Below are 21091 nucleotides of genomic sequence, written 5' to 3' on the forward strand. Positions count from 1 at the left end.
TTATGACTCCTTGTAAAAAATTTTAATAAAACAAATGTTGAGCCTTGTGTTAAAAAGCCTCAACACTGAGGATTGGTGAGCAGTTTACATTTTGTTCGATTGTGCAGGTGATTGAGTGATTGCCGGTTAATAAACATGGGTTGAATGCAATGTGGCGGAGGGGACAGGACTCGAACCTGCAAGGGCTTGCGGCCCGGTGGTTTTCAAGACCACTTCCTTACCATTAGGATACCCCTCCGCAAAAAATCGACTTATCAAACAAAAGTGCAGTATAGGTAATGGGCAGGGCTTTTTCAAGGGTTGCGGAAATTATGCCTGTCGAGGCATTGCCAGTGCTGCGAAATGAATAGGCTTGACGCCGCCGGGGGTTGCCGCCTATTTTGTAAACATCCTCCCAATCGCCTTGACTCCACATTTATTCGAGACATAATTCATGCGAGTAAAATAATTGGCACACAGGATTATCTGCCCCTATCAGATAATCTGTTCATGTTGAAAATTCGACGGATAATTTTTATTTAAAGATTTTCTGTTTAAACAACGTCGTTGAACAATCTCATCCCCGTATATTACTGAGCGTCTCCTTTGAGGCAGCGGGAAAAGGAGTAAAACAGTGTACGAATACAACGACAAAAGACTGACCTGTCAGGATTGCGGTCAGGAGTTTACCTTTACCGCAGGCGAGCAACAGTTTTTTGCAGACAAAGGATTAAAGAACGAACCGAAACGGTGCAAGGATTGCAAAGTCAAAAAGAACGAACGAATTTTGGCGGTGGCTCAAGCCTATGCTCATGCGCTTCCCAAAGAACGTGTCGAAGTCGCCGTCCGTTGCGCCTTGTGCGCGACGCCAACAACCGTTCCCTTTAATCCAAATCAAGGAAGACCGGTATATTGCCGCGATTGTTTTCTAAAGATGAAAGCCTCATCTACACGATTTAATTCGGAATTGGTTTAATCGGTTGACCGGCGGCAACCCTCTCTTCTCAGCAAAGATTCATAGCGATGGCGTTTTCACGCGGTGCAACAGGGTTGGTGTGTGTGACGCTAGTTGCCAATCTCGGCTAAGTAATCGCGAACTTTTTTCATATCTTCCCAGGCTTCACGTTTTTTATCCGGCGACCGCAACAGGTAAGCAGGATGAAACGTCGGCATCACCTGATAGCCATTCCACTCTCTGAACTCGCCGCGCGCCCGACTGATGGCTTCTTTGGTTCTGAACAGACACTGAAATGCCGGTGAACCGAGCGCCACAATGACTTTCGGATTGATGAGTTTAATCTGTCGGAAAAGAAATCCTTCGCAGGCATCGGTTTCATCTTTTTCCGGCGCGCGGTTTTGCGGGGGACGACATTTGACCACGTTTGCGATGAATACGTCTTCGCGTTTTTTGCCGATGGCGGCGATGATTTTATCGAGCAATTGCCCGGCGCGTCCGACAAACGGGCGACCGGTGGCGTCTTCATCCGCGCCCGGCCCTTCACCGATAAACATCAACCGCGCCTGCGGATTGCCTTCACCGAAAACGATGTGTTTGCGATGCTCGTGCAATTTGCACCGTGTGCAATCGCCGATGTCGGCGCGAATGTCTTCAAGAAATTTATCCGCAGGGAGTGTTGAAAGAATCGGCAGCCCGCTTGATTTCGCCGGCTTGCCGGCATCCGAAACCAGGTCTGCGAATAATCCGACCGGTGGCAAAACTTCCGGCGGGGGGGCTGCGATTTTTTGAACCGCAGCAATGTCAATCTTCGATGGTTCACTTGCAAGACTTTCAGGTTTTGCAGGCGACCTGGCGATTTCAGGCGCAGCAACCATTTCGGTGGTTGGTTCGTCATGCGTTTCCACAGGCGTTGAGCTAACGATTTCGCGTGGCGCAATCTGTTTGAGCATCTGCAAAAATTGTTCATCACGCAACGCGCCGCCGATATCGGTGATGCCGAGTTCAGCGTAAAATTCCAGTTGCGCTTTCAGTTGCAAACTAATGTCTATCAAGGTCTGATTGCTCTCTTCCGCCATAAGTGTGCATTCTCTATTAGTGAATGAAGGCGGTCAAGCATTGACCGTTGATTTAAGTTTTGAGGATGCACACAAGCCGCTGTCTGTGTGCGCATGGCATTTTGCGTTCACTGACCTGAGCCGTTATAAATAAATTGTGAATGACCAACTGCCGCAATCGAGCCGGGTGAAATTAGCCATTCGCGCCCTTCGGCATCGCAACTATCAACTCTACTATTTCGGCATGCTGGTCTCTTTCGTGGGCACCTGGATGCAATCGGTGGCGCAAAGCTGGCTGGTATACCGCTTGACCGATTCCGAACTCTTACTCGGACTGGTGGGGTTTGCCGGACAAATTCCGATTTTTTTATTTACCCCGATTGGCGGCGTGATTGCCGACCGCTACTCGCGTCAACGCATTATTTCCATCACCCAGACGCTTGCGATGTTGCAAGCCTTCGCGCTTGCCATTCTCACCCTCACGCATCACATCAATGTTGAGTTGGTTATCGCCCTGGCGTTTCTGCTCGGTTGCATCAATGCTTTTGATTTACCCACCCGGCAATCGCTGTTATCGGAACTCGTCGAACGCGAAGATTTGATGAACGCGATTGCCCTGAATTCATCGATGGTCAACGGGTCGCGCATAGTCGGTCCGGCAGTTGCAGGCATCCTGGTCGCGTGGCTTGGTGAAGGCTGGTGTTTTTTAATCAATGCCCTGAGCTATATTGCCGCGATTGCCGCTTTTTTTGCCATGCGCATTACCCGCAAGCGTGAGCCGCATACATCTACCTCGGCAGTTTCGGCTCTTAAAGAAGGTTTCGATTTTGTGCGACGAACTGCACCGATTCGCGCTCTGTTGCTGCTTGTCGCTTTAGTGAGTATTTGCGGATTGTCTTACATCACCTTGATGCCGATTTTTGCCGACAAAATTTTAAACGGCGGCCCGAAAGCTTTGGGAATCATGTTGAGCGCCGCCGGCATCGGTTCGCTGGCAGCGGCGCTCACACTTGCCTCGCGAAAAGAAGCGCGCGGGCTTGGTCGCGTGGTTGCCGTTAGCGTCGTGTTGTTCGGTGTGCTGATGGTGATATTTGCCATGTCGCGCAATTTGCTCTTGTCCTGCGCGTTGCTTGTGCCGATGGGGTACACCGTGATGTTGCAGCTATCGGGGTCAAACACGCTGTTACAGACCATGGTTGACGACCGGCTGCGCGGCAGGGTGATGAGTTTCTTTTCGATGAGTCTGATGGGCATGTCGCCGTTTGGAAGTTTACTGGCAGGCGCAGTCGCCAATAAAATCGGGGCGGCATTTACGCTCGCCTTGGGCGGCGCAATCTGTGTTATCGGAGCAATCATTTTCGGTTTGCGCTTGCCGAGCCTCAAACGCGCCGCGGCATCATTGATGCCACCGCCGCAAACCACCGCAAGCCGATAAAAACTTGATACGCGCCAGGCAAACCCTAATGATTTTTCGGCAGTTGTTTTGTCTCCTTCGGTTTACCTCACCACGTTGTTGTGCTACTTTTGCGGCTAAGCAAAAGGCGTTTCGCTTTTGAAACCTGCACACGCGCTTTTCGGAGGTGCTTATGCGTTTGAAAAATTCCGCCCGTTACTTTCCGGCAATCGCTTTGCTGTTATCGCTATTTGCCGTACCCCTGCAAGCGCAAGCGCCGCCTTCGATTCAATTCTTTATGCCTGACGGTTCGCTGCCGCCGCGTGAAGTCCGCTTTACCATGACCAGTGATGACGGATTGGTGCAGACCTATTTCAGCGATTCAAAGGGGCGTTTTTTAATCACTCGCAAAGAAGGTCTCAAACCGGATTCGGCATATACCGTCACCGTCATCGGCGATGGACGGACATTTGGTAACACCACAACTTCATTCAAACATTATGGGGTTTATTATGTGACGATTTTTCTGAATCCCGTTGAAGAGACCAAGACCCGACCGGCTGGCGTGGTTGATGTCTCGGAACTCGATGAAAAGGCATCTACTGAGGCGCGCGCGGCTTATGATAGTGCCAATCAAGCATTATCTGAAGGTCGCTTGAACGATGCTGTCGAACGTTTTCATCATGCCATCACGCTTTATCCGAATTATTTTCGCGCTCTGAACGATCTGGGCGTCTTGCTCATTCGTTTGCGCCGTTATGATGAAGCAGTCACCATCTTTGAACACGCCATCGAGATTGCCCCACAGGTTTACTATCCGCGATTGAATTTAGCGGTCATCAAAACCCGCCAGGGAAACTATCAAGACGCTATCAATATGCTGGAAAAGTTACATAAAGAGTATCCGACTTTTACCCAGATTCGCATTGCGCTGGCTGATGCCTTGATTGCCGATAATCGTTTAAAAGATGCCGAAGGGCATTTGCGAACTGCGCTTGAAGATAAAAAATTAATCGCCGATAAACGCGGCAATGTGTTGTACCTGCTCGGACTGGTGCATAACAAACAGGGACGATACGCGGAAGCCGCAAAAACTCTTGAACAGGCAGTCAAGGTTTTGCCGACCGCGCCGCGCGCCCATTTGCAATTTGGCGCAGCCCTGTTGCTTTTGAATAAACTCGATGATGCCGAACGCGAGTTGAAAGCGGCTTATGAGTTGGGCGGGGTGAGCCTCGGCGGCGCGCAATTTCTGCTCGGTCAGCTCTATTTCACGCAAAAGAAATATGAATTGGCAAAGCAGGCTTTTGAACGCTATTTGACCGATGTGCCGGATGCGCCCAATAAAATCGAAGTCGCCAAAGTCATTGACCAGATCAAAGCCGCCAAGCCGCCCGATAAGTAAAAAGGCAAAAACAGCTATACGGTTTGCCAGTTTGCCGGAAATCGTTTAATGAAAATGTGGGCATTTGGTCGGCGTTTCCAAATCGCTCATTTCGTCGCTTGCGCCAAGCTTTACGCTGCCCCTGCTTTTCTGTAAAATCTTTCATTTGGAAATAGAGCATATTGGCGAGAATCTCATGACCTGTTCTCTAACCAGTGGCTTGCATTCCTTATTCTATAAATCCATTACATTCAGGATAGGCAATATATGAGTTCAACTACTATTCTCAACAACGTTGAAGAACGTCACATTGAAGAACTTGATGCCGTAACCATACGTTTTGCCGGCGACTCCGGCGATGGTATGCAGCTTACCGGCACGCAGTTCACGAATACTTCGGCGGTGCTTGGCAACGATGTTTCGACGCTGCCCGATTTTCCTGCTGAAATTCGCGCCCCGGCAGGCAGTTTGCCAGGCGTTTCCGGCTTTCAGTTAAATTTTTCCAATCACGATATTCGCACACCGGGCGATGAACCGCATGTGCTGGTGGCGATGAATCCTGCGGCTTTGAAGGTCAATCTTCCTGACCTCGAAAAAGGCGGCTTGCTTATCGTCAACACCGACGCTTTCAATGACAACAACTTGAAGAAAGCCGGTTATGCGACCAACCCGCTCGAAGACGATTCCTTGAGCGGTTATCGTTTGTTCAAAATTCCGATTACGACCGCTAACCGCGCTGCCTTGCGTGACGTTGTGCAAATTTCGTCCAAAGAGATGGATCGCTGCAAAAATTTCTGGGCGCTTGGACTCATGTACTGGCTCTATGACCGTCCGCTTGAACCGACCATGCGCTGGATTGAAGGCAAGTTCAAAAAGAATGCCGAAGTCGCCAAAGCCAACGTCACTGCCTTGAAAGCCGGTTTCGCTTACGCTGACGCTACGGAACTTTTCACCACCCATTATCGCGTTAAACGCGCCGCCATCGCGCCGGGTAAATATCGCAACATCACCGGCAACGAAGCCACCGCGCTCGGTTGCATTGCCGCAGCGGTGTTAGCCGAACGCCCGCTGTTTTACGCGAGCTACCCGATTACCCCTGCATCAGACATTTTGCATGCGCTCTCATCGTATAAAAATTTCGGCGTCAAGACCTTTCAAGCTGAAGATGAAATCGCCGCCATTTGTGCGGCAATCGGTGCCTCGTTTGCCGGACAATTGGGACTGACGGGAACCAGCGGTCCTGGACTCGCCTTGAAATCCGAAGCTCTGGGCTTAGCCGTAATGACCGAACTTCCACTGGTGGTCATCAATGTACAACGCGGCGGACCTTCAACAGGGCTTCCGACCAAGACCGAACAGGCAGACCTCTTGCAAGCCATGTTCGGGCGCAACGGCGAATGCCCGGTTGCGGTGGTTGCCGCAGCCAGTCCCGCAGACTGTTTCAACATGGCAATCGAAGCTTTCCGCATTGCCACGACTCACATGATTCCGGTGGTCTATTTGACCGACGGGTATCTGGGGAACGGCGCTGAACCCTGGCTGTTGCCCAAGATAGAAGAGTTGCCGCGCTTTGAAGTCAAATTCTATTCTGACCCGACGACCTTCAAAGCTTATTCGCGCAATCCTGAAACCCTGGCGCGTCCGTGGGCGGTTCCGGGAACCCCTGGGCTTGAACATCGCATCGGCGGCATCGAAAAACAGGACATCACCGGCAATGTTTCTTACGACCCGGAAAATCACATGCACATGGTGTTGACGCGCGCTAAAAAAGTTGACCTGATTGCCAATGACATTCCTGAACTGGAAATCTTCGGCGAACCGGAAGGGCGCGTGCTGGTGCTTGGCTGGGGTTCGACCTATGGCGCAATCACTTCGGCAGTCGAAGAGATGCAAAGCCAGGGCTATTCGGTTTCAAGCGCGCACCTGCGTTATCTCAATCCCTTCCCGAAAAACCTCGGCGAGGTGCTTGGGCGTTTTGACCGCGTGCTGGTGCCTGAACTCAATCTCGGACAACTTGCCCTGCTGCTCAGAGCGAAATACCTCATACCGGCGATTTCATTTGCGAAAGTCAAAGGCAAGCCGTTCAAGATCAGCGAACTCACGGCGAAGATTAAGGAAGTTTACGAAGATTAGTTAGGAAACGATGAAGTATGAATGATGAACAATCAGAAACTTTTCTTAGTTCATCATTCATACTTCAAAAGAGGAATCATTATGAGTGCAAATATAGAACAAGGTAACGGCGGCAACGTGGCTGCTACGATTAAACTCACGCGCAAAGATTATGTCTCCGACCAGGAAGTGCGCTGGTGTCCGGGATGCGGCGATTACGCCATCCTGGCGCAGATTCAAAAGGTCATGCCGGAACTTGGCATCAAACGCGAAAACACCGTGTTCGTTTCCGGCATCGGTTGTTCGAGCCGCTTTCCGTATTACATGAACACCTACGGGTTTCACACCATTCACGGGCGCGCCCCGGCGGTTGCCACCGGCATCAAAGCCGCCAACCCTGAACTCTCGGTCTGGGTCATCACCGGCGACGGCGACGCTTTATCCATTGGCGGCAATCACCTGATTCACGCCATTCGTCGCAACCTCGACATCAATATCATTTTATTCAACAATCGCATCTACGGACTCACCAAAGGGCAATACTCGCCGACTTCAGAATTCGGCAAGCGCACCAAATCGACGCCCTACGGGGTAATTGATTATCCTTTGAATCCGCTCTCCGTTGCGCTGGCGGCGGAATCCACTTTCGTTGCGCGTTCGGTTGATACCTTCACGGCGCATTTGCAAGACACCGTGACCCGCGCCATGAAACATAAAGGCGTATCATTTGTTGAAGTTTATCAAAACTGCAACATCTTCAATGACGGTGCCTATGATATGATTAAAGCGAACGACGCCAAGGATGAGCGAATGATTGAGTTGAAACACGGCGAACCGTTAGTGTTTGGCAAAGCACGCAACAAAGGGATTCGCATGCGCAGCGATATGCACTTGGAAGTCGTCGAACTCGGCGATGGCATCAGCACATCGGATTTAATTACGCACAATGAGAAAGCGACGGATTCCTATCTTGCCTATATGCTGAGCCGCATGGAATACCCCGATTATCCTGTGCCGATTGGCGTGTTCCGCAATGTTGAAAAGCCGACTTACGAAGACATGCTCGAAGACCAGATTAATTCGGTCATTGAAAAGATGGGACCGGGCAATCTCGAAAAACTCATGCACAGCGGCGACACCTGGGTTATTGAATAAAAGTCGAGAGTCAGAATAAAGTAGGAACGCTGAAGTATGAACGATGAACAACAGCAAAAGCTAGAGCGTTCATCGTTCATACTTCCGACTTCACACTTGCTTATTCGGACTTCAGACTCCAGACTCAAAACGGAGTAGTATCAATCCAATGAAATCTCGTTTTCTTGTTTTCCTCCTCACCATTTCTCTTTTGCCTCTTTCTGCCTTGCCGCTTAGAGCGGACAGCTACTCGCGAGAAATTACCGTCAACAACAACTCAAAAGACGAAACCCGCCGCTGGGAAATCACCGGCCCGTTTGGCGGCGATGTGCGGTCGCTGGTAGTTTCTCCCGATAATTCCGATTCATATTATGCGGGCACCAGCGACGGGCAACTGTTTCGTTCAACCGATGGCGCAAACAGTTGGCAACGCATCAAACCGGGCATCAACAAACGCGGGTTGTCGATTGACAATCTGGCAATTGACCCGCGCAATCCGCAAATCATGTACGCCGCAGCCTGGGCGGTCAATCCGAGCGTCAATAGCGAAATGGGAGTTTTTAAAAGCGAAGATGGCGGCGTGAATTGGAAACTGCTGAAAGACACCAAAGGCTTGCACATTCTCTCGCTCACCATCGCGCCTTCGGATTCCAATTATTTGCTTGCCGGTTCCAAAACCGGGCTTTACCGTTCGACCAATGCCGGTGACGATTGGCAATTGGTTGATACTTCTGCCTATCCTGAAATTAAAAATATCAACTCGGTTGCCTGCGACCCGCAAAACACCAATGTCATCTACTCCGGCACTCATCATCTGGCATGGAAAACCGTTGATGGCGGCGTGAATTGGAAGCTGATTCAAAAAGGTGTGCTCGATGATTCGGATATCATGGGCATCACGGTTGACCACGGCAATCCGAGTCTGGTGTACATCAATGCCTGTAGCGGCATCTATCGTTCGGAAAGCGCCGGTGAACGCTGGGCGAAAGTGCCGGGGATTCCCTTCAGTGCGCGTCGCACCTACGCGCTCACGCCGCATCCGACCAATCCGAAAATAGTTTTTGCGGGAACCAGTGAAGGTTTGTGGCGCACCAAAGATGGCGGCAGACGCTGGATGCTGCTCACCCCGAAAACCGTGGTGCTGAGAGCTGTCGTCATCCATCCCGATAAACCGTCGCGCGTCACCATCGCCACAGATGATTTCGGTGTACAAATTTCCGATGACCTCGGCGACAATTTCGTCGCTGCCAACACCGGTTTCATTCATCGTTATGTGATGGCGTTTATGTCCGACAGCAGCGAACGCGGTCGCCTGCTGGCAAGTGTTTATCATGATGTGAATGCCGGTAGCGTGTTTGTTTCGACCGACGGCGGCGAAACCTGGGAATCTTCTTCAAAGGGACTCGGTCCACGTGATGTTTTCGCTTTTCTTCAAGCCCAGGACAACCCTTCGCTGATTTATGCGGGCACCAATAACGGCGTCTATCGCTCAACCGATAAAGGTACAAGCTGGGCTTATGTCGGCAAAGAGGTCGTCAAAGAACCTACGAAAAAGACCACAAAAAAACCAACCCGCAAACGAGCAGCAAATTCGACTGCCGCAAATGAAACGATAAAAATTGCCGCGTTGCCAAATGCGCTCGGAGGTTATCAAACCGCTTCGATTCAAAAAAGTTCGAGTAAGAAACCGGCATCAAGCAAAGCCACAACCCGGAGCAAACCTGCGGCAAGCACGCAAAAGAAAAAACTTGCGAAAAAGCCCGTGACCCCCGAACCGGTCGAACCGCTGGGACCGGTGCTTGTGAACATTACCAATCAGGTTGATGACCTCGCTGAATTCTATGACGCCGACGGTCACAGGGTTTTGCTCGCTGCCACGATGGACGGACTCTATAAAACCGTTGATGAAACCAAAGGCTGGGAAAAGGTGGTGATTTCCGGTTATGACTTCAACGGGCGAGTGTTTTCCGTATTCGCTCCACAAAAAAGTCCCGGCAAAATTTTTGCTGGCACGCGACACGGGTTGTACATCTCGAAAGATTTCGGCACAACCTGGGAATTTGCCGAAAAGGGACCGACACCGGATGAATCGGTGAAAGCCATCGCGGCTGCCGCCAACGACCCGGACAGTATGCTGCTTGGCACCAATCAATTTGTTTATCGCTCGACCAACGGCGGGCGCACCTGGATACGCAAAGGCGGCGGATTAATCGCCGGCGATTATACCTCTGTGGCAATCAATCCGAATAACCCGGATGAAATGATGGTGACGGAATTTTCGCGCGGCGGCGTTTATCGCTCGCGTGACAAAGGCGTTTCGTGGGAACGCATCGATGCGGATTTGCCCAGTCGTCAGGTGTGGGCATTAATGTTCGATCCGTTTGAACGCAATCGCGTTTACGCCGGCAGTTTTTCAAGCGGCGTCTATATTTTAACAATTCAAAGAGGAGAAATAAGCACAGGACAGTAGGCAGTAGGCAGTAGGCGGTAGGCAGTTAGCGAAACATAAGGCTTTCATAATACCGATAGATTCAATTCGCTAATTTTTACTACTGTCAATTTACTGCCTACTGCCTACTGCCTACTGCCTACTGAATATGAAAATTCACGAATATCAAGGCAAACAACTTTTAGCGAAATATGGGGTGACGGTGCCGCGCGGCGTTGTGGTAACGAGCGTCGATGAAGTTCCTGCGGCTGTTGAACAACTCGGACTACCGGTTGTCGTCAAAGCGCAGATTCACGCGGGCGGGCGCGGCAAAGGCGGCGGCGTTAAACTTGCCAAAACCGCCGAAGAAGCCAAAGCACTCGCCGGACAAATTCTCGGCATGAATCTGGTCACCCATCAGACCGGCCCCGAAGGTCGTCTGGTTCGCACTCTGCTCATCGAAGAAGGACTGAAAATCAAACAGGAATTTTATTTAGGCATCGTGCTTGACCGCGCCATTTCGCAATTGGTGTTTATGGCATCAGCGGCGGGCGGCATGGATATTGAAGAGGTCGCCGCCCACGAACCGGAAAAGATTTTGAAAGAAGCGATTGACCCGGCGGTTGGACTTACGGCTTTTCAAGCCCGCAAACTCGCCTTCGGCATCGGCATTCCCAACGAATCCATCAACAAAGCTGTGAAATTTATGACCGCGTTGTATAAAGCCTTCGTCGAATCGGATGCTTCGCTTGCCGAAATCAATCCGTTTCTGCTTACGGAAGACGGCGAACTCTATGCGCTCGACGCCAAGTTGAATTTCGATGACAACGCTTTGTTTCGCCACAAAGACTATGAAGCCTTACGCGATTTGAACGAAGAGGAGCCGCTCGAAATCGAAGCCTCGAAGCATGATTTGAACTACATCAAGTTGGACGGCAACATCGGTTGTATGGTGAACGGCGCGGGGCTGGCGATGGCGACGATGGACATCATCAAACTGGCGGGCGGCGAACCGGCAAACTTCCTGGATGTCGGCGGCGGCGCTTCGCAGGAGCGCGTTGAAAATGCCTTTCGCATTCTGCTTTCCGATAAAAATGTGAAAGCCGTATTGATTAATATTTTCGGCGGCATTGTGCGCACAGACATGGTGGCAAGCGGCGTCGTGGCAGCGGCAAAAAATCTCGGCGTGAACATTCCGGTGGTCGTTCGTCTGGAAGGAACCAATGTCGAACTCGGTCGCAAAGTGATTGAAGAATCGGGTTTGAATTTCACCACCGCGTCAGGCATGAAAGACGCCGCTGAAAAAGTTGTGGCGCTTGCCGGGTAATCAAAAAAACTGCATTTAATCGCCGTTCATTAGCTTGACGTATTGCGCCAATGAACGGCGATGGCATTTCACCGCTTGCTATTTTCACCTTTATGCCGAGAAAAATCCGACAATTGATTGCCGAACTTGAAAACGCCGGATTTTTGAATCGCGGCGGTAAAGGCAGCCATCGAAATTTTTCCCATCCGAAAGGCGTGCGTATCACGATTTCTGGTAAACTTGGGGATGATGCAAAAGCCTATCAGGAACACGCTGTCAAAGAAGCGATTAGAGAGAGCAAAAAATGAAAGATTCGGCTCGTTATCTGAAAATTGTTGAATGGTCGGATGAAGATAGCTGTTACATCGGACGTTGCCCAAGTTTGATGCTTGGCGGCGTTCATGGCAATGATGAGTTGAAAGTCTATACGGAACTTTGTAAAGCGGTTGATGAGTGGATTGACATTTTAAAAGCGGAAGGTCAGCCTTTACCCGAACCGACATCAAGGTATGTCTATAAAAAACCGCTGCGACGACATTCAGGCAAGCAATCCAAAGTTGCGCCGCGCCATTGAAGGACGCCGCTGAAAAAGTTGTGGCGCTTGCCGGGTAAATAAAAAATCGGTTGGTCTGAATTTTTTAATCCAGACCAACCGCTCTCACCAATCAATTGCTTAACCTCACCTTTTCTCGCAAGGTTCATTCCAACGGGCGCGTGTACATAATTTCACTGGAAACTTTACCGCTTGCGGTATTCTTGACTTGAATCATCACGGTTTGACCGGGGGCAATCCATCTGCCGGATTTTGCGGCAATCACCAGGGTGGTCGGGTTGTCGATGTCGTTGGCGGTCTTCTTCTGGCGTTCGCCGTTGACGTAAATTTCGGTGGGCGATTCAAAGTTCACACCCGTAACCAGTAATTTTTTGCCTTTCACTTGTACGCTTTGAATTTGCGGCGTCTGACTGTCGGCAGGTGTTAATGCGAAAACATAAACCGCGCCGGGTTGCTGCGTATTCGCGCCGCTCGGGCTTTTTTGCGGAGTGCCAATCAGCATTTCGTCATTATTCAGAGCAACGCTTGAGCCGAAATAATCCAATGCCAAGCCATCATTAGCTGTGAGCCGGGCTTGCGGTTCCCACAGAGCGCCGTTGCGTTTGAATAAATAGGCTGTGCCTTGTTGCAGTTTGCCGTCTACGCGAGTGCTGTAAGCGCCAATAGCAAGGGCATCGTTTTTCAATGAAACAGCCCATCCGAAGTTATTGTTAGCGCCAATATCCGCAGCATCGGCGGTCAACTTTGCCTGTTGCGCCCAATCATCGTTTGAACGGGTAAAAATATAGGCTGCCCCTGCAAAAGAAGTACCTGCAACCATAGAACCCAAAGCCCCGACGACAGCCGTATCGCCACTCACCGATAGCGAAAAACCGAAATCATCTTGGTAAGTGCTGTCATCTGCCATCAGTTTGGCTTGCTCTGTCCAGACGGTTCCCGTACGGGTAAAAACGTAAGCAGCCCCTACCCGGATATCTCTGGAGCTTTCGGGAGCGCCAATCAAAATGGTATTGGCATCAATCGCTACGGAAGAGCCAAAAAAAGCGTAGTCCTGTGGAGTGCTTGCCGTGAGTTTTGCCTGCTGTGTCCAGGTAGCATTTTCGCGAATGAAAACATATGCCGCGCCTTTGTTGGTATCAGGTGTACCTGACGGGTCATGAAGGACTGCGCCGACAATGATGGTATTGCCATTGATGGCGACAGCTTCCCCGAAACGGTCGTGGTTCACTGTATCAGTGCCAAGGAGTTTTGCCTGCTGAATCCAAGCTGCGTTTGATCTCACAAAAACATATGCCGCGCCTTTATTGGATGGGGCAGTGGTTCTCGCTCCGATGACAATCGTGTCACCATCAATTGCAACGGTAAATCCGAATTGGGCGTTGGCGCTTCCCTCATCGGCAGTCAATTTGGTTTGCAGCGTCCAAACTCCGTTGGTTTTTGCATAAACATAGGCTGCGCCTTGATTGGTCTTGCCGTTGACATCGGCAAGCGGCGAACCAATGACCATCAGGTTGCCGCTTGCCGAAACTGACCACCCGAAAGCATCGCTTACCGCGCCATCATTCGCCAAAAGTTTCTGCTGCTGCGTCACGGTTCCAAGGCTGACAGCAGACCCGTCTGAAGGGGTCGCAGGCTCGACTTGCGCGAGTACCTTAAATTGCATAGCGCTTGCCGCGCATAACCAGGCAATCAATAAGAAAATAAATATTTTGTTGTGCAAAGTTTTTATTGTGGTTTTCATACAGGCTCCTTCTGATTTTCTTGAAGTTTTTATTTTTGATTGATGATCAAGGTTGCTTCCCTTGCGAAAAGTTGGAACCTGGCTAAACTCCGACTGCAAAAAGTCCATGTCGGAGCCTAGCCAAATCTTTGCGGTTTATTCGAGGGGGCGCGTGTACATAATTTCACTGGAAACTTTACCGCTTGCGGTATTCTTGACTTGAATCATCACGGTTTGACCGGGGGCAATCCATCTGCCGGATTTCGCGGCAATCACCAGGGTGGTCGGGTTGTCGATGTCGTTGGCGGTCTTCTTCTGGCGTTCGCCGTTGACGTAAATTTCGGTGGGCGATTCAAAGTTCACACCCGTAACCAGTAATTTTTTGCCTTTCACCTGCACGCTTTGAATCTGTGGTTCATTTTGACTAGTGTTTTCACCGAGCGCATAGGCAGCAAGCCCGAACCCGCTTTGAGCGCTTTTGACGCGCCCGGCGACGATGGCGCGACCATTGGATTGAAGGGCAATCGCACGAGCTTCATCCTCATTGCTGAAAAAGTCTGTGGTGATTTTGCCGCCGTTGCCAAAAGTAGTATCGAGGCTGCCATCCGCTTTGTAACAAACCAGCGCGAAATCACGATAGACACTATCATTGACATTCGCCATATTAGCCATTCCCGCTTGCAGAATGCGCCCGTCTGCAAGCACAGCGAGGCTGTAGCCAAAATCGGTTCCCCCAACGATGCCAAAGTCTGTAATCACTTTGCCGCCGTTGCCAAATGCCAGGTCAGGCGTACCATTGGCAAGCACCCGCATCAGAAGAAAATCGAAACCGTTTTGCCCGATACCGCCACCAATGAGAATTCCTCCATCACTGAGTAGTGCTATGCTATGAGCGGCGCTTGATGAATTAAGCGGTAAAATCGCTTTTCCACCAATGGCAAAAGAGCCATCAAGTGAACCATTCGTCAAATAGCGCGCATACGATAGTCGGATGTCTGAAACGCCGACGGCAACAATCCGCCCGTCCGGTTGAATCGCCAGGTCGTGAACCTCTTCAAAGTTTTCAGATTCTCCGGGGGCAGAGTAAATCTGAGTATTGATTTTGCCGCCGACGCCAAAGGTTGGATCAAGCGTACCGGTTGCCGTAAACCGCACCAACCCAAAATCGGTAGCCGTTTGACTGATAGTGGCACGTCCGCCAACTACAATACGTCCATCCGTCTGAATGGCAATCGCCGTAACCTGATCGTTCAAGCCAAAAAAATCGACCGTTGCCACCCCGCCGTTGCCAAAGGTGTTATCAGGTGTCCCATCTGCGTTGTAACGCGCCAAGCCAAAATCGGTGCTTGAACCTCCTCCCTGAAATCCTGCAATGAGAATTTTACCGTCAGATTGAATGGCAATATCCTGAATGGTAGAGATTAACCCTTCCACTTTGCCGTCGTTACTGAAAGTGGTATCCAGCGCGCCATCAGGTAAAAACCGCGCCAGGTCTACGGAACCAAATCCGCCAACTACAATTTTATTATCTTTTTGAATCGCCAGTTCCGTAGCCGCCATAAAAGTACCCGTAACCTTGCCACCAACTCCGAAGTTAGTATCCAACTCGCCGGGTTTGAATTGCGGCACAACCTCCTGCGCAGAAATGTGAAAGGTAGACACCACCATCAACACCAGACTTAAAACGGATGTGAAAATTTTATTTGACCTCCAAAGGGTATTTTTCTTTTTGCTAAACCCTCCGGTCATTCGATCTCGTTTATCGAGCAGTTTATTGATTTGAAATTTCATATCTTCTCCTTCTGTTTTCCCTTTGTTTTTCCTGTCATTCACTAATGCGGAATCCGGCGACCAAAACTGCCACATTAAAAATATTTTTTTTTGCGGATTACAGAAGTGGATTTCAATGTGATAAATTTCGCCCCGAACGATTGGCTTTTGCGGGTAATTATGGCATTCACCGGTTCTCAGGATTTAACCCAATTGCTGCAAGCCTGGAGCGACGGCGACGAAGCGGCGCTCGAAAAACTTGCGCCGCTGGTGCAGGCTGAACTCCATCGTCTGGCGAAAGCCTATATGCGGCGCGAACACCCCGGTCACACCTTGCAGCCGACGGCGCTGGTCAACGAAGCTTATATGCGATTAATCGATTGGAAGAATGCCCGCTGGCAAAACCGCGCCCATTTTTTCGGCGTATCGGCAAAACTGATGCGGCGCATATTAGTTGACTTTGCGCGCGCCCGTCCGAAAGCCGGTGAAAATACCATTCAACACCTGTCACTGGATGATGCGCTCGGCGTCGGCAATGAACAAACTGCCGAGGTGTTGGCGCTTGACGATGCGCTGCACGCGCTGGAAAAACTTGACCCCCGCAAGAGTCAGATTGTCGAACTCAGATTTTTCGGTGGACTCAGTGTTGAAGAGACTGCCGAAGTGCTGAAAATTTCCGAACGCACAGTCATGCGCGAATGGGAAAAAGCGCGCGTCTGGCTTTACCGGGAATTGAAAAGATAAGATACAGGATACAGGATTCAGGAAGAGGAAAGTATGAAGTATGAACGATGAAGGATGAACAAAAAGAATTTCACCTATATGCACGGCACACCAAGATTCGGGGAATGAAACGGAGCGAACCGTTTTACCGTTCGACTCGTCGCGGCGGTCAAACCGAATCTTGGTGTGCCGCCTCTACAGTTCATCGTTCAGCGTTCCGCCTTCATCGTTATCCTGAATCCTGTATCCTGTATCCTGTATCCTGACACCTCGCTTATGGACGCTGACCGCTTTAAAAAAGTAGATGAAATTTTTGATGCGGTTCTCGATCTGCAACCGGATGAACGCGCGGCATATTTAGGGCAGGTCTGTGGCGGGGATTCCGATTTGCGACGCGAAGTTGAATCCCTGCTTGAAGCGCGCAATCAAATTGGCAATTTTATTGAAACGCCTGCCGCCCAAGCTGCGGCTAAGTCTTTCGCGCAACAAACTGGTCGCTCACTCATCGGACGCGCCATCAAACACTACAACATTCTTGCGCTCATCGGCACCGGCGGTATGGGCGAAGTCTATTTGGCGGAAGACACGCGCCTCCACCGCAAAGTCGCTTTGAAAATTCTGCCGCCGCAATCAACGCGCGACCCCGACCGCGTGGCGCGTTTTCAACGCGAATCGCGCGCGGCGTCAGCATTGAATCATCCCAACATCATCACCATTCATGAAATCGGACAAGAGGGCGACCTCTATTTCATCGTCACTGAATTTATTGAAGGCGATACCCTGCGTAAAAAAATCGCGCGCGGCAAACTCGCTTTGAAAGAAGCGATTGATATTACTCTGCAAGCCGCCGCCGCGCTTGATGCCGCGCACCGGGCAGGTATCGTGCATCGCGACATCAAACCCGAAAACATCATGATTCGCCATGACGGTTATGTAAAAGTGCTGGATTTCGGACTCGCCAAGCTCACGGAAAAAAGCGAGAGTGACGCAAACCTTACAGGCGAAATTCAACTATCAACTGAAACCGGAGTGGTAATGGGAACCGTCAGTTATATGTCGCCCGAACAGGCTGCCGGGCACTCGCTCGACCATCGCACAGACCTATTCAGTCTGGGCGTAGTGTTTTATGAAGCGGTGAGTGGCAAGAATCCTTTCAAACGCGATTTATTGGCAACCACGTTGAACGCCATACTCGAAGAGCAACCGCCACCTATCAGCAATTCAAACGCGGCGGTCTCGTTAGAGCTTGAACGCATCATCACGCGCCTGCTCGAAAAAGATAAAGAACTGCGCTATCAAACGGCTGCCGATTTGCGAGCATCATTCAGGCGTCTGCAAAAAAATCTCGATTCACGCATCACCGCTTCGGCAGATAAAATTTCCGCCACCCGCCCGACTATATCGAGAAAGCCTGTAAGCGAGTGGTGGCGCAACCTGGCAATCGCGCTTGCGGGGTTGTCGATTTTTCTTCTCGCCGGTTGGCTGTTCTTTCCCCGAAGCGGCGTCAAAAGCAATATGCCAAACTGGCAAAATGCGCGGGTCACTAAACTCACAGACCAATCCGGCGTGGAATATTTTCCAAGCCTTTCACCTGATGGCAAATCCATCATTTATGCGAGTGATGCGCGCGGCAATTTCGATATCTATCTGCAACGCATTGGCAGTAAAAAGACGATTAACCTGACCGAAGATTCGCCAGGCGATGATACGCAAGCGACATTTTCACCCGACGGCACACGCATCGCTTTTCGTTCAGAAAGAAATGGCGGCGGTATTTTTTTAATGAATGAAACCGGCGAATCGGTCAAACAGTTGACGAACTTCGGATATAACCCGTCGTGGTCGCCCGACAGCAAAGCCATCGTCTGCGCCGAAGAAGCGATTACCATCCCTTCCGGCAGAGAAAAAATTCCCAGTCGCCTGTGGGTCGTCAGTGTCGCAACCGGCGAAAGCCGTATACTCAGCGAAGGTGATGCCGTGCAACCGAACTGGTCACCCAACGGCAAACGCATCGCCTATGGCGTCACCAGGCAAGGGATATGGACGATGCGCCCGGATGGCAGCGATGCCAAGCCGATACTCACAAATAATGCCGGAAATTCCAGCGATGTCTGGTCACCTGATGGTCGTTACATCTATTTCAACAATGCGCGGCGTGGCGTACCTTACATCTGGCGAGTAGCAATTGATGAAGCAAGCGGCGAAACTTCGGGCGAACCGGAATTGATTCCTACACCCGCTTCATATGTCTACCAACTGACATTTTCCAAAGACGGCAAACGCCTGGCGTTTTCTCAGGATCATACGATTCAAAATATTTACCGCCTGCCTTTTGACCCTGTAACAACACGCATCACCGGACAACCGGAGCCGGTTACAAACAACACCGACTCATCTTATATGCCGGTCATTTCGCCAAATGGTGAGTTGCTGATTTTCATGAAGCGATTTAAATTGCTGGCGCTGAAAACCAATTCCTCGACACCGCACCAACTCATTGAAGGAACGGCTAATGAAGCAACGCCACGATGGTCACCCGATGGCAAACGTATCGCCTTTCAAATGGCTGGTCAAATCTATGGAGTGAATGCCGATGGCAGTGGGTTACAACAAATCACCAAAGCCCCTGCGCCCGGCGTCGCCTACCCGGTCTGGTCGCCGGATGGCAAAAGACTGGCATATTCCGTAGTCAGCAATAAAACCTACATCCTGGATTTAAGCCGCCCCTTTGACCAGCAAACGCCCGAACCGACACCCGATTTTCCCAATTCCAATGCCTATTTCATCGCCTGGGATTGGTCTCCCGATGGCAAATATCTGGTTGGCAATCAGGGCGAAAACGGCATCGATTCCAGAGGCATTTATATCTATTCGCTCGCCAACAAAACCTATGAAGCGATTTCCGATATCAACTTTTCGGAAATCGTCGGTCGTCCCTTGTGGCTCAATGATTCCCGTCACATCATGTTCAGCACCAGAGAAAAAATTCTGGTTGCCGATATGCAAACCAAAAAGCTTCAGGAAATTTATGCAACCGGTCGAAACGCAATCGAAGTCTATTCGCTGACTAAAGATAATCGCTACATCTATGCTTCGATTGCCAAGCCTGACGCCGACATCTGGATGCTTGCGCTTGAATAAAAAAGTCCGTGCTCGCTGGCATCGAGGTTCATCCACGACACCTCGCCGCAACCAACGGTACGGACTTTTGTTGAACTCGAAGCATTACGCAAACGCGCTGCTCATCGACAACCGGCGCATCAAGATTGGGTGTGAATTTCTACGGTGTACTTTCCGCTGGTTGTGCCTTTCGGAGCCGATACGCCGATGACGATGTTATAAGTATTCATCGTCGGATTTTGAAAAGCGATTTTGCGCTCGCTGGTTTGCACTTTGCCCTTCCACGGACGATCCCATTTGTGGTCGGCTTCGCAGGTGATACAGCGCGGCAAGTTGGGAACCAGGTCAAACGAGTTATTGCCCTGCATATAACCATACAAACTCATATTGGCATCGGCAGCATCGGGTTTTAAGGTTACGGTGAGAATCGAACGCGGCGGAATCGTAGTCGCGTACAACACATGATTGCCGCGAAACTTTTCGTTTTGGGTTGCCGGAAAACAGGCGTTGGAACTATTGGACGCCCAACTCAAATCTTCCATCAAGCTGCCTTCGGCTAAATCGCCAGAGGCTTTCACGGTTTCGTTTGCTTTACTCGAAATCACTTTGACCTGCGCGGGCCAGCCACCTTTTTGCCCGTAAGCCAATGATGAAATCAAAATCATCGTCAACAATCCGACAGTTAATAAACGTTTCATAGTTTCCCCTTTCCTGAATTGACAACTACACAAACACGCATTTGTAGTTTTTGATTGATTACAAACCGACGGCGAAACGAAAACCGCTTCGGCAATCCTACTGCGCCAACGGTTATCGCAACGGTTTATCGGCATCGGCAATCACCTTTTTGCATTTATCAAGCAATCGCAGATTTTGTGTAATCTGGTCTTCGTGTCCGGTTTTGGTATCGCTGTAGTAAGTGAGAATGGTTTCGGCATAATCAATCATCCGGCGATAAAATGCCTGCATCGCCGCCTCTTTGGTTTTGCTCAGTTTGCTTTCAAATATCCCTTTCTCTTTTTCTACACGTTCCTGCGCGGCATCAAATATTCCCTGAACCGTGTTGCGTATCTGATTGCAGTTCTCGGCGTTGGTCAGACGTTGTTCGCAAATGCCGCGAATCTCTTTGATTTTTTCCTTATCCTTTTTGATTCGCGCCTGCGCGAGTGGAATCGTCTGGTCATCACATTTGCGAACCATGCCGTTGTGGCAGAGGCGATTTTTTTCACTCACCAGATTTTTGCAATCCCGCTGAAAGGGAAAAGGAATGGTTTCACAGCCTCTATCTTTTGGTCGGTCTTTGGCGACTTGGGCGGCTGCGCTGTATGCCTTCTCCATCGCCTTATCGTCTGCAAGTGACATCGAGGCGCTCAGATTTACACTCATCAGCAGACCGATAGCCATCGCCATCATCAAAGCGGTCACACACATTCTGTTCATCTGGGGCTCCTTTCTCATT

16 protein-coding genes and 1 tRNA gene are annotated in these 21091 nt (G+C 50.4%); 11 read left to right on the forward strand and 6 right to left on the reverse strand.

Annotated elements, in window-relative coordinates; genetic code table 11:
• Positions 1–152 precede the first annotated feature (152 nt).
• Positions 153–238, reverse strand: a tRNA-Ser gene (locus AB1757_07570).
• A 375-nt stretch (positions 239–613) separates the two neighbouring features.
• On the opposite strand from AB1757_07570, the gene AB1757_07575 reads away from it, so the two are divergent.
• Positions 614–955 (forward strand): zinc-ribbon domain containing protein, encoded by a 342-nt coding sequence (locus AB1757_07575; GenBank protein ID MEW6126883.1) that lies wholly within the window; start codon positions 614–616, stop codon positions 953–955.
• Between the two features lie 89 nt (positions 956–1044).
• Here the strand turns inward: AB1757_07575 and AB1757_07580 are convergent, their stop codons facing one another.
• Positions 1045–2013, reverse strand: coding sequence for a uracil-DNA glycosylase (locus AB1757_07580; protein MEW6126884.1), 969 nt, complete (start codon positions 2011–2013; stop codon positions 1045–1047).
• A gap of 136 nt (positions 2014–2149) precedes the next feature.
• Here AB1757_07580 and AB1757_07585 point away from each other — a divergent pair, with 136 nt between their 5' ends.
• From AB1757_07585 to AB1757_07620, 8 genes are all read left to right on the forward strand, one after another.
• Entirely contained in the window at positions 2150–3427 is a 1278-nt protein-coding gene (locus AB1757_07585) for an MFS transporter (protein ID MEW6126885.1), read from the forward strand.
• 151 nt (positions 3428–3578) lie between these two features.
• Complete coding sequence (locus tag AB1757_07590; protein ID MEW6126886.1) at positions 3579–4787, forward strand: tetratricopeptide repeat protein; 1209 nt, start codon at positions 3579–3581, stop codon at positions 4785–4787.
• A 246-nt stretch (positions 4788–5033) separates the two neighbouring features.
• The gene (locus tag AB1757_07595; protein ID MEW6126887.1) at positions 5034–6899 is read left to right on the forward strand and encodes a 2-oxoacid:acceptor oxidoreductase subunit alpha; all 1866 of its coding nucleotides are present in this window, start codon (positions 5034–5036) and stop codon (positions 6897–6899) included.
• Positions 6900–6980: 81 nt separating this feature from the next.
• A complete protein-coding gene (locus AB1757_07600) occupies positions 6981–8033 on the forward strand; it encodes a 2-oxoacid:ferredoxin oxidoreductase subunit beta (protein MEW6126888.1) in 1053 nt (350 codons plus the stop codon).
• A gap of 148 nt (positions 8034–8181) precedes the next feature.
• Positions 8182–10482 carry a hypothetical protein gene (locus AB1757_07605; protein ID MEW6126889.1) on the forward strand — a complete coding sequence of 767 codons (2301 nt, stop codon included), beginning with the start codon at positions 8182–8184 and terminating at the stop codon, positions 10480–10482.
• A 127-nt stretch (positions 10483–10609) separates the two neighbouring features.
• Positions 10610–11767, forward strand: a complete 1158-nt coding sequence (sucC, locus tag AB1757_07610) for an ADP-forming succinate--CoA ligase subunit beta (GenBank protein ID MEW6126890.1) — start codon at positions 10610–10612, stop codon at positions 11765–11767.
• Positions 11768–11859: 92 nt separating this feature from the next.
• Entirely contained in the window at positions 11860–12054 is a 195-nt protein-coding gene (locus AB1757_07615; GenBank protein MEW6126891.1) for a type II toxin-antitoxin system HicA family toxin, read from the forward strand.
• Positions 12051–12320 carry a hypothetical protein gene (locus AB1757_07620; GenBank protein MEW6126892.1) on the forward strand — a complete coding sequence of 90 codons (270 nt, stop codon included), beginning with the start codon at positions 12051–12053 and terminating at the stop codon, positions 12318–12320. The genes AB1757_07615 and AB1757_07620 overlap by 4 nt, the downstream gene beginning before the upstream one ends.
• 124 nt (positions 12321–12444) lie before the next feature.
• On the opposite strand, the gene AB1757_07625 is transcribed toward AB1757_07620, so the two are convergent.
• Both AB1757_07625 and AB1757_07630 read right to left on the reverse strand, forming a co-directional pair.
• A complete protein-coding gene (locus AB1757_07625; GenBank protein ID MEW6126893.1) occupies positions 12445–14040 on the reverse strand; it encodes an FG-GAP repeat protein in 1596 nt (531 codons plus the stop codon).
• 135 nt (positions 14041–14175) lie between these two features.
• Entirely contained in the window at positions 14176–15810 is a 1635-nt protein-coding gene (locus AB1757_07630; protein ID MEW6126894.1) for a hypothetical protein, read from the reverse strand.
• 105 nt (positions 15811–15915) lie between these two features.
• Between AB1757_07630 and AB1757_07635 the strand changes: the two genes are divergently transcribed.
• Both AB1757_07635 and AB1757_07640 read left to right on the forward strand, forming a co-directional pair.
• Complete coding sequence (locus AB1757_07635) at positions 15916–16533, forward strand: sigma-70 family RNA polymerase sigma factor (protein MEW6126895.1); 618 nt, start codon at positions 15916–15918, stop codon at positions 16531–16533.
• A 255-nt stretch (positions 16534–16788) separates the two neighbouring features.
• Positions 16789–19653 (forward strand): protein kinase, encoded by a 2865-nt coding sequence (locus AB1757_07640; GenBank protein ID MEW6126896.1) that lies wholly within the window; start codon positions 16789–16791, stop codon positions 19651–19653.
• A gap of 119 nt (positions 19654–19772) precedes the next feature.
• On the opposite strand, the gene AB1757_07645 is transcribed toward AB1757_07640, so the two are convergent.
• On the reverse strand, positions 19773–20330 hold the full coding sequence (locus tag AB1757_07645; GenBank protein ID MEW6126897.1) for a hypothetical protein: 558 nt from the start codon (positions 20328–20330) through the stop codon (positions 19773–19775).
• Between the two features lie 112 nt (positions 20331–20442).
• Positions 20443–21072, reverse strand: a complete 630-nt coding sequence (locus AB1757_07650) for a hypothetical protein (protein MEW6126898.1) — start codon at positions 21070–21072, stop codon at positions 20443–20445.
• Positions 21073–21091 lie beyond the last annotated feature (19 nt).

Source organism: Acidobacteriota bacterium (assembly GCA_040754075.1).
GTDB lineage: Bacteria > Acidobacteriota > Blastocatellia > UBA7656 > UBA7656 > JBFMDH01.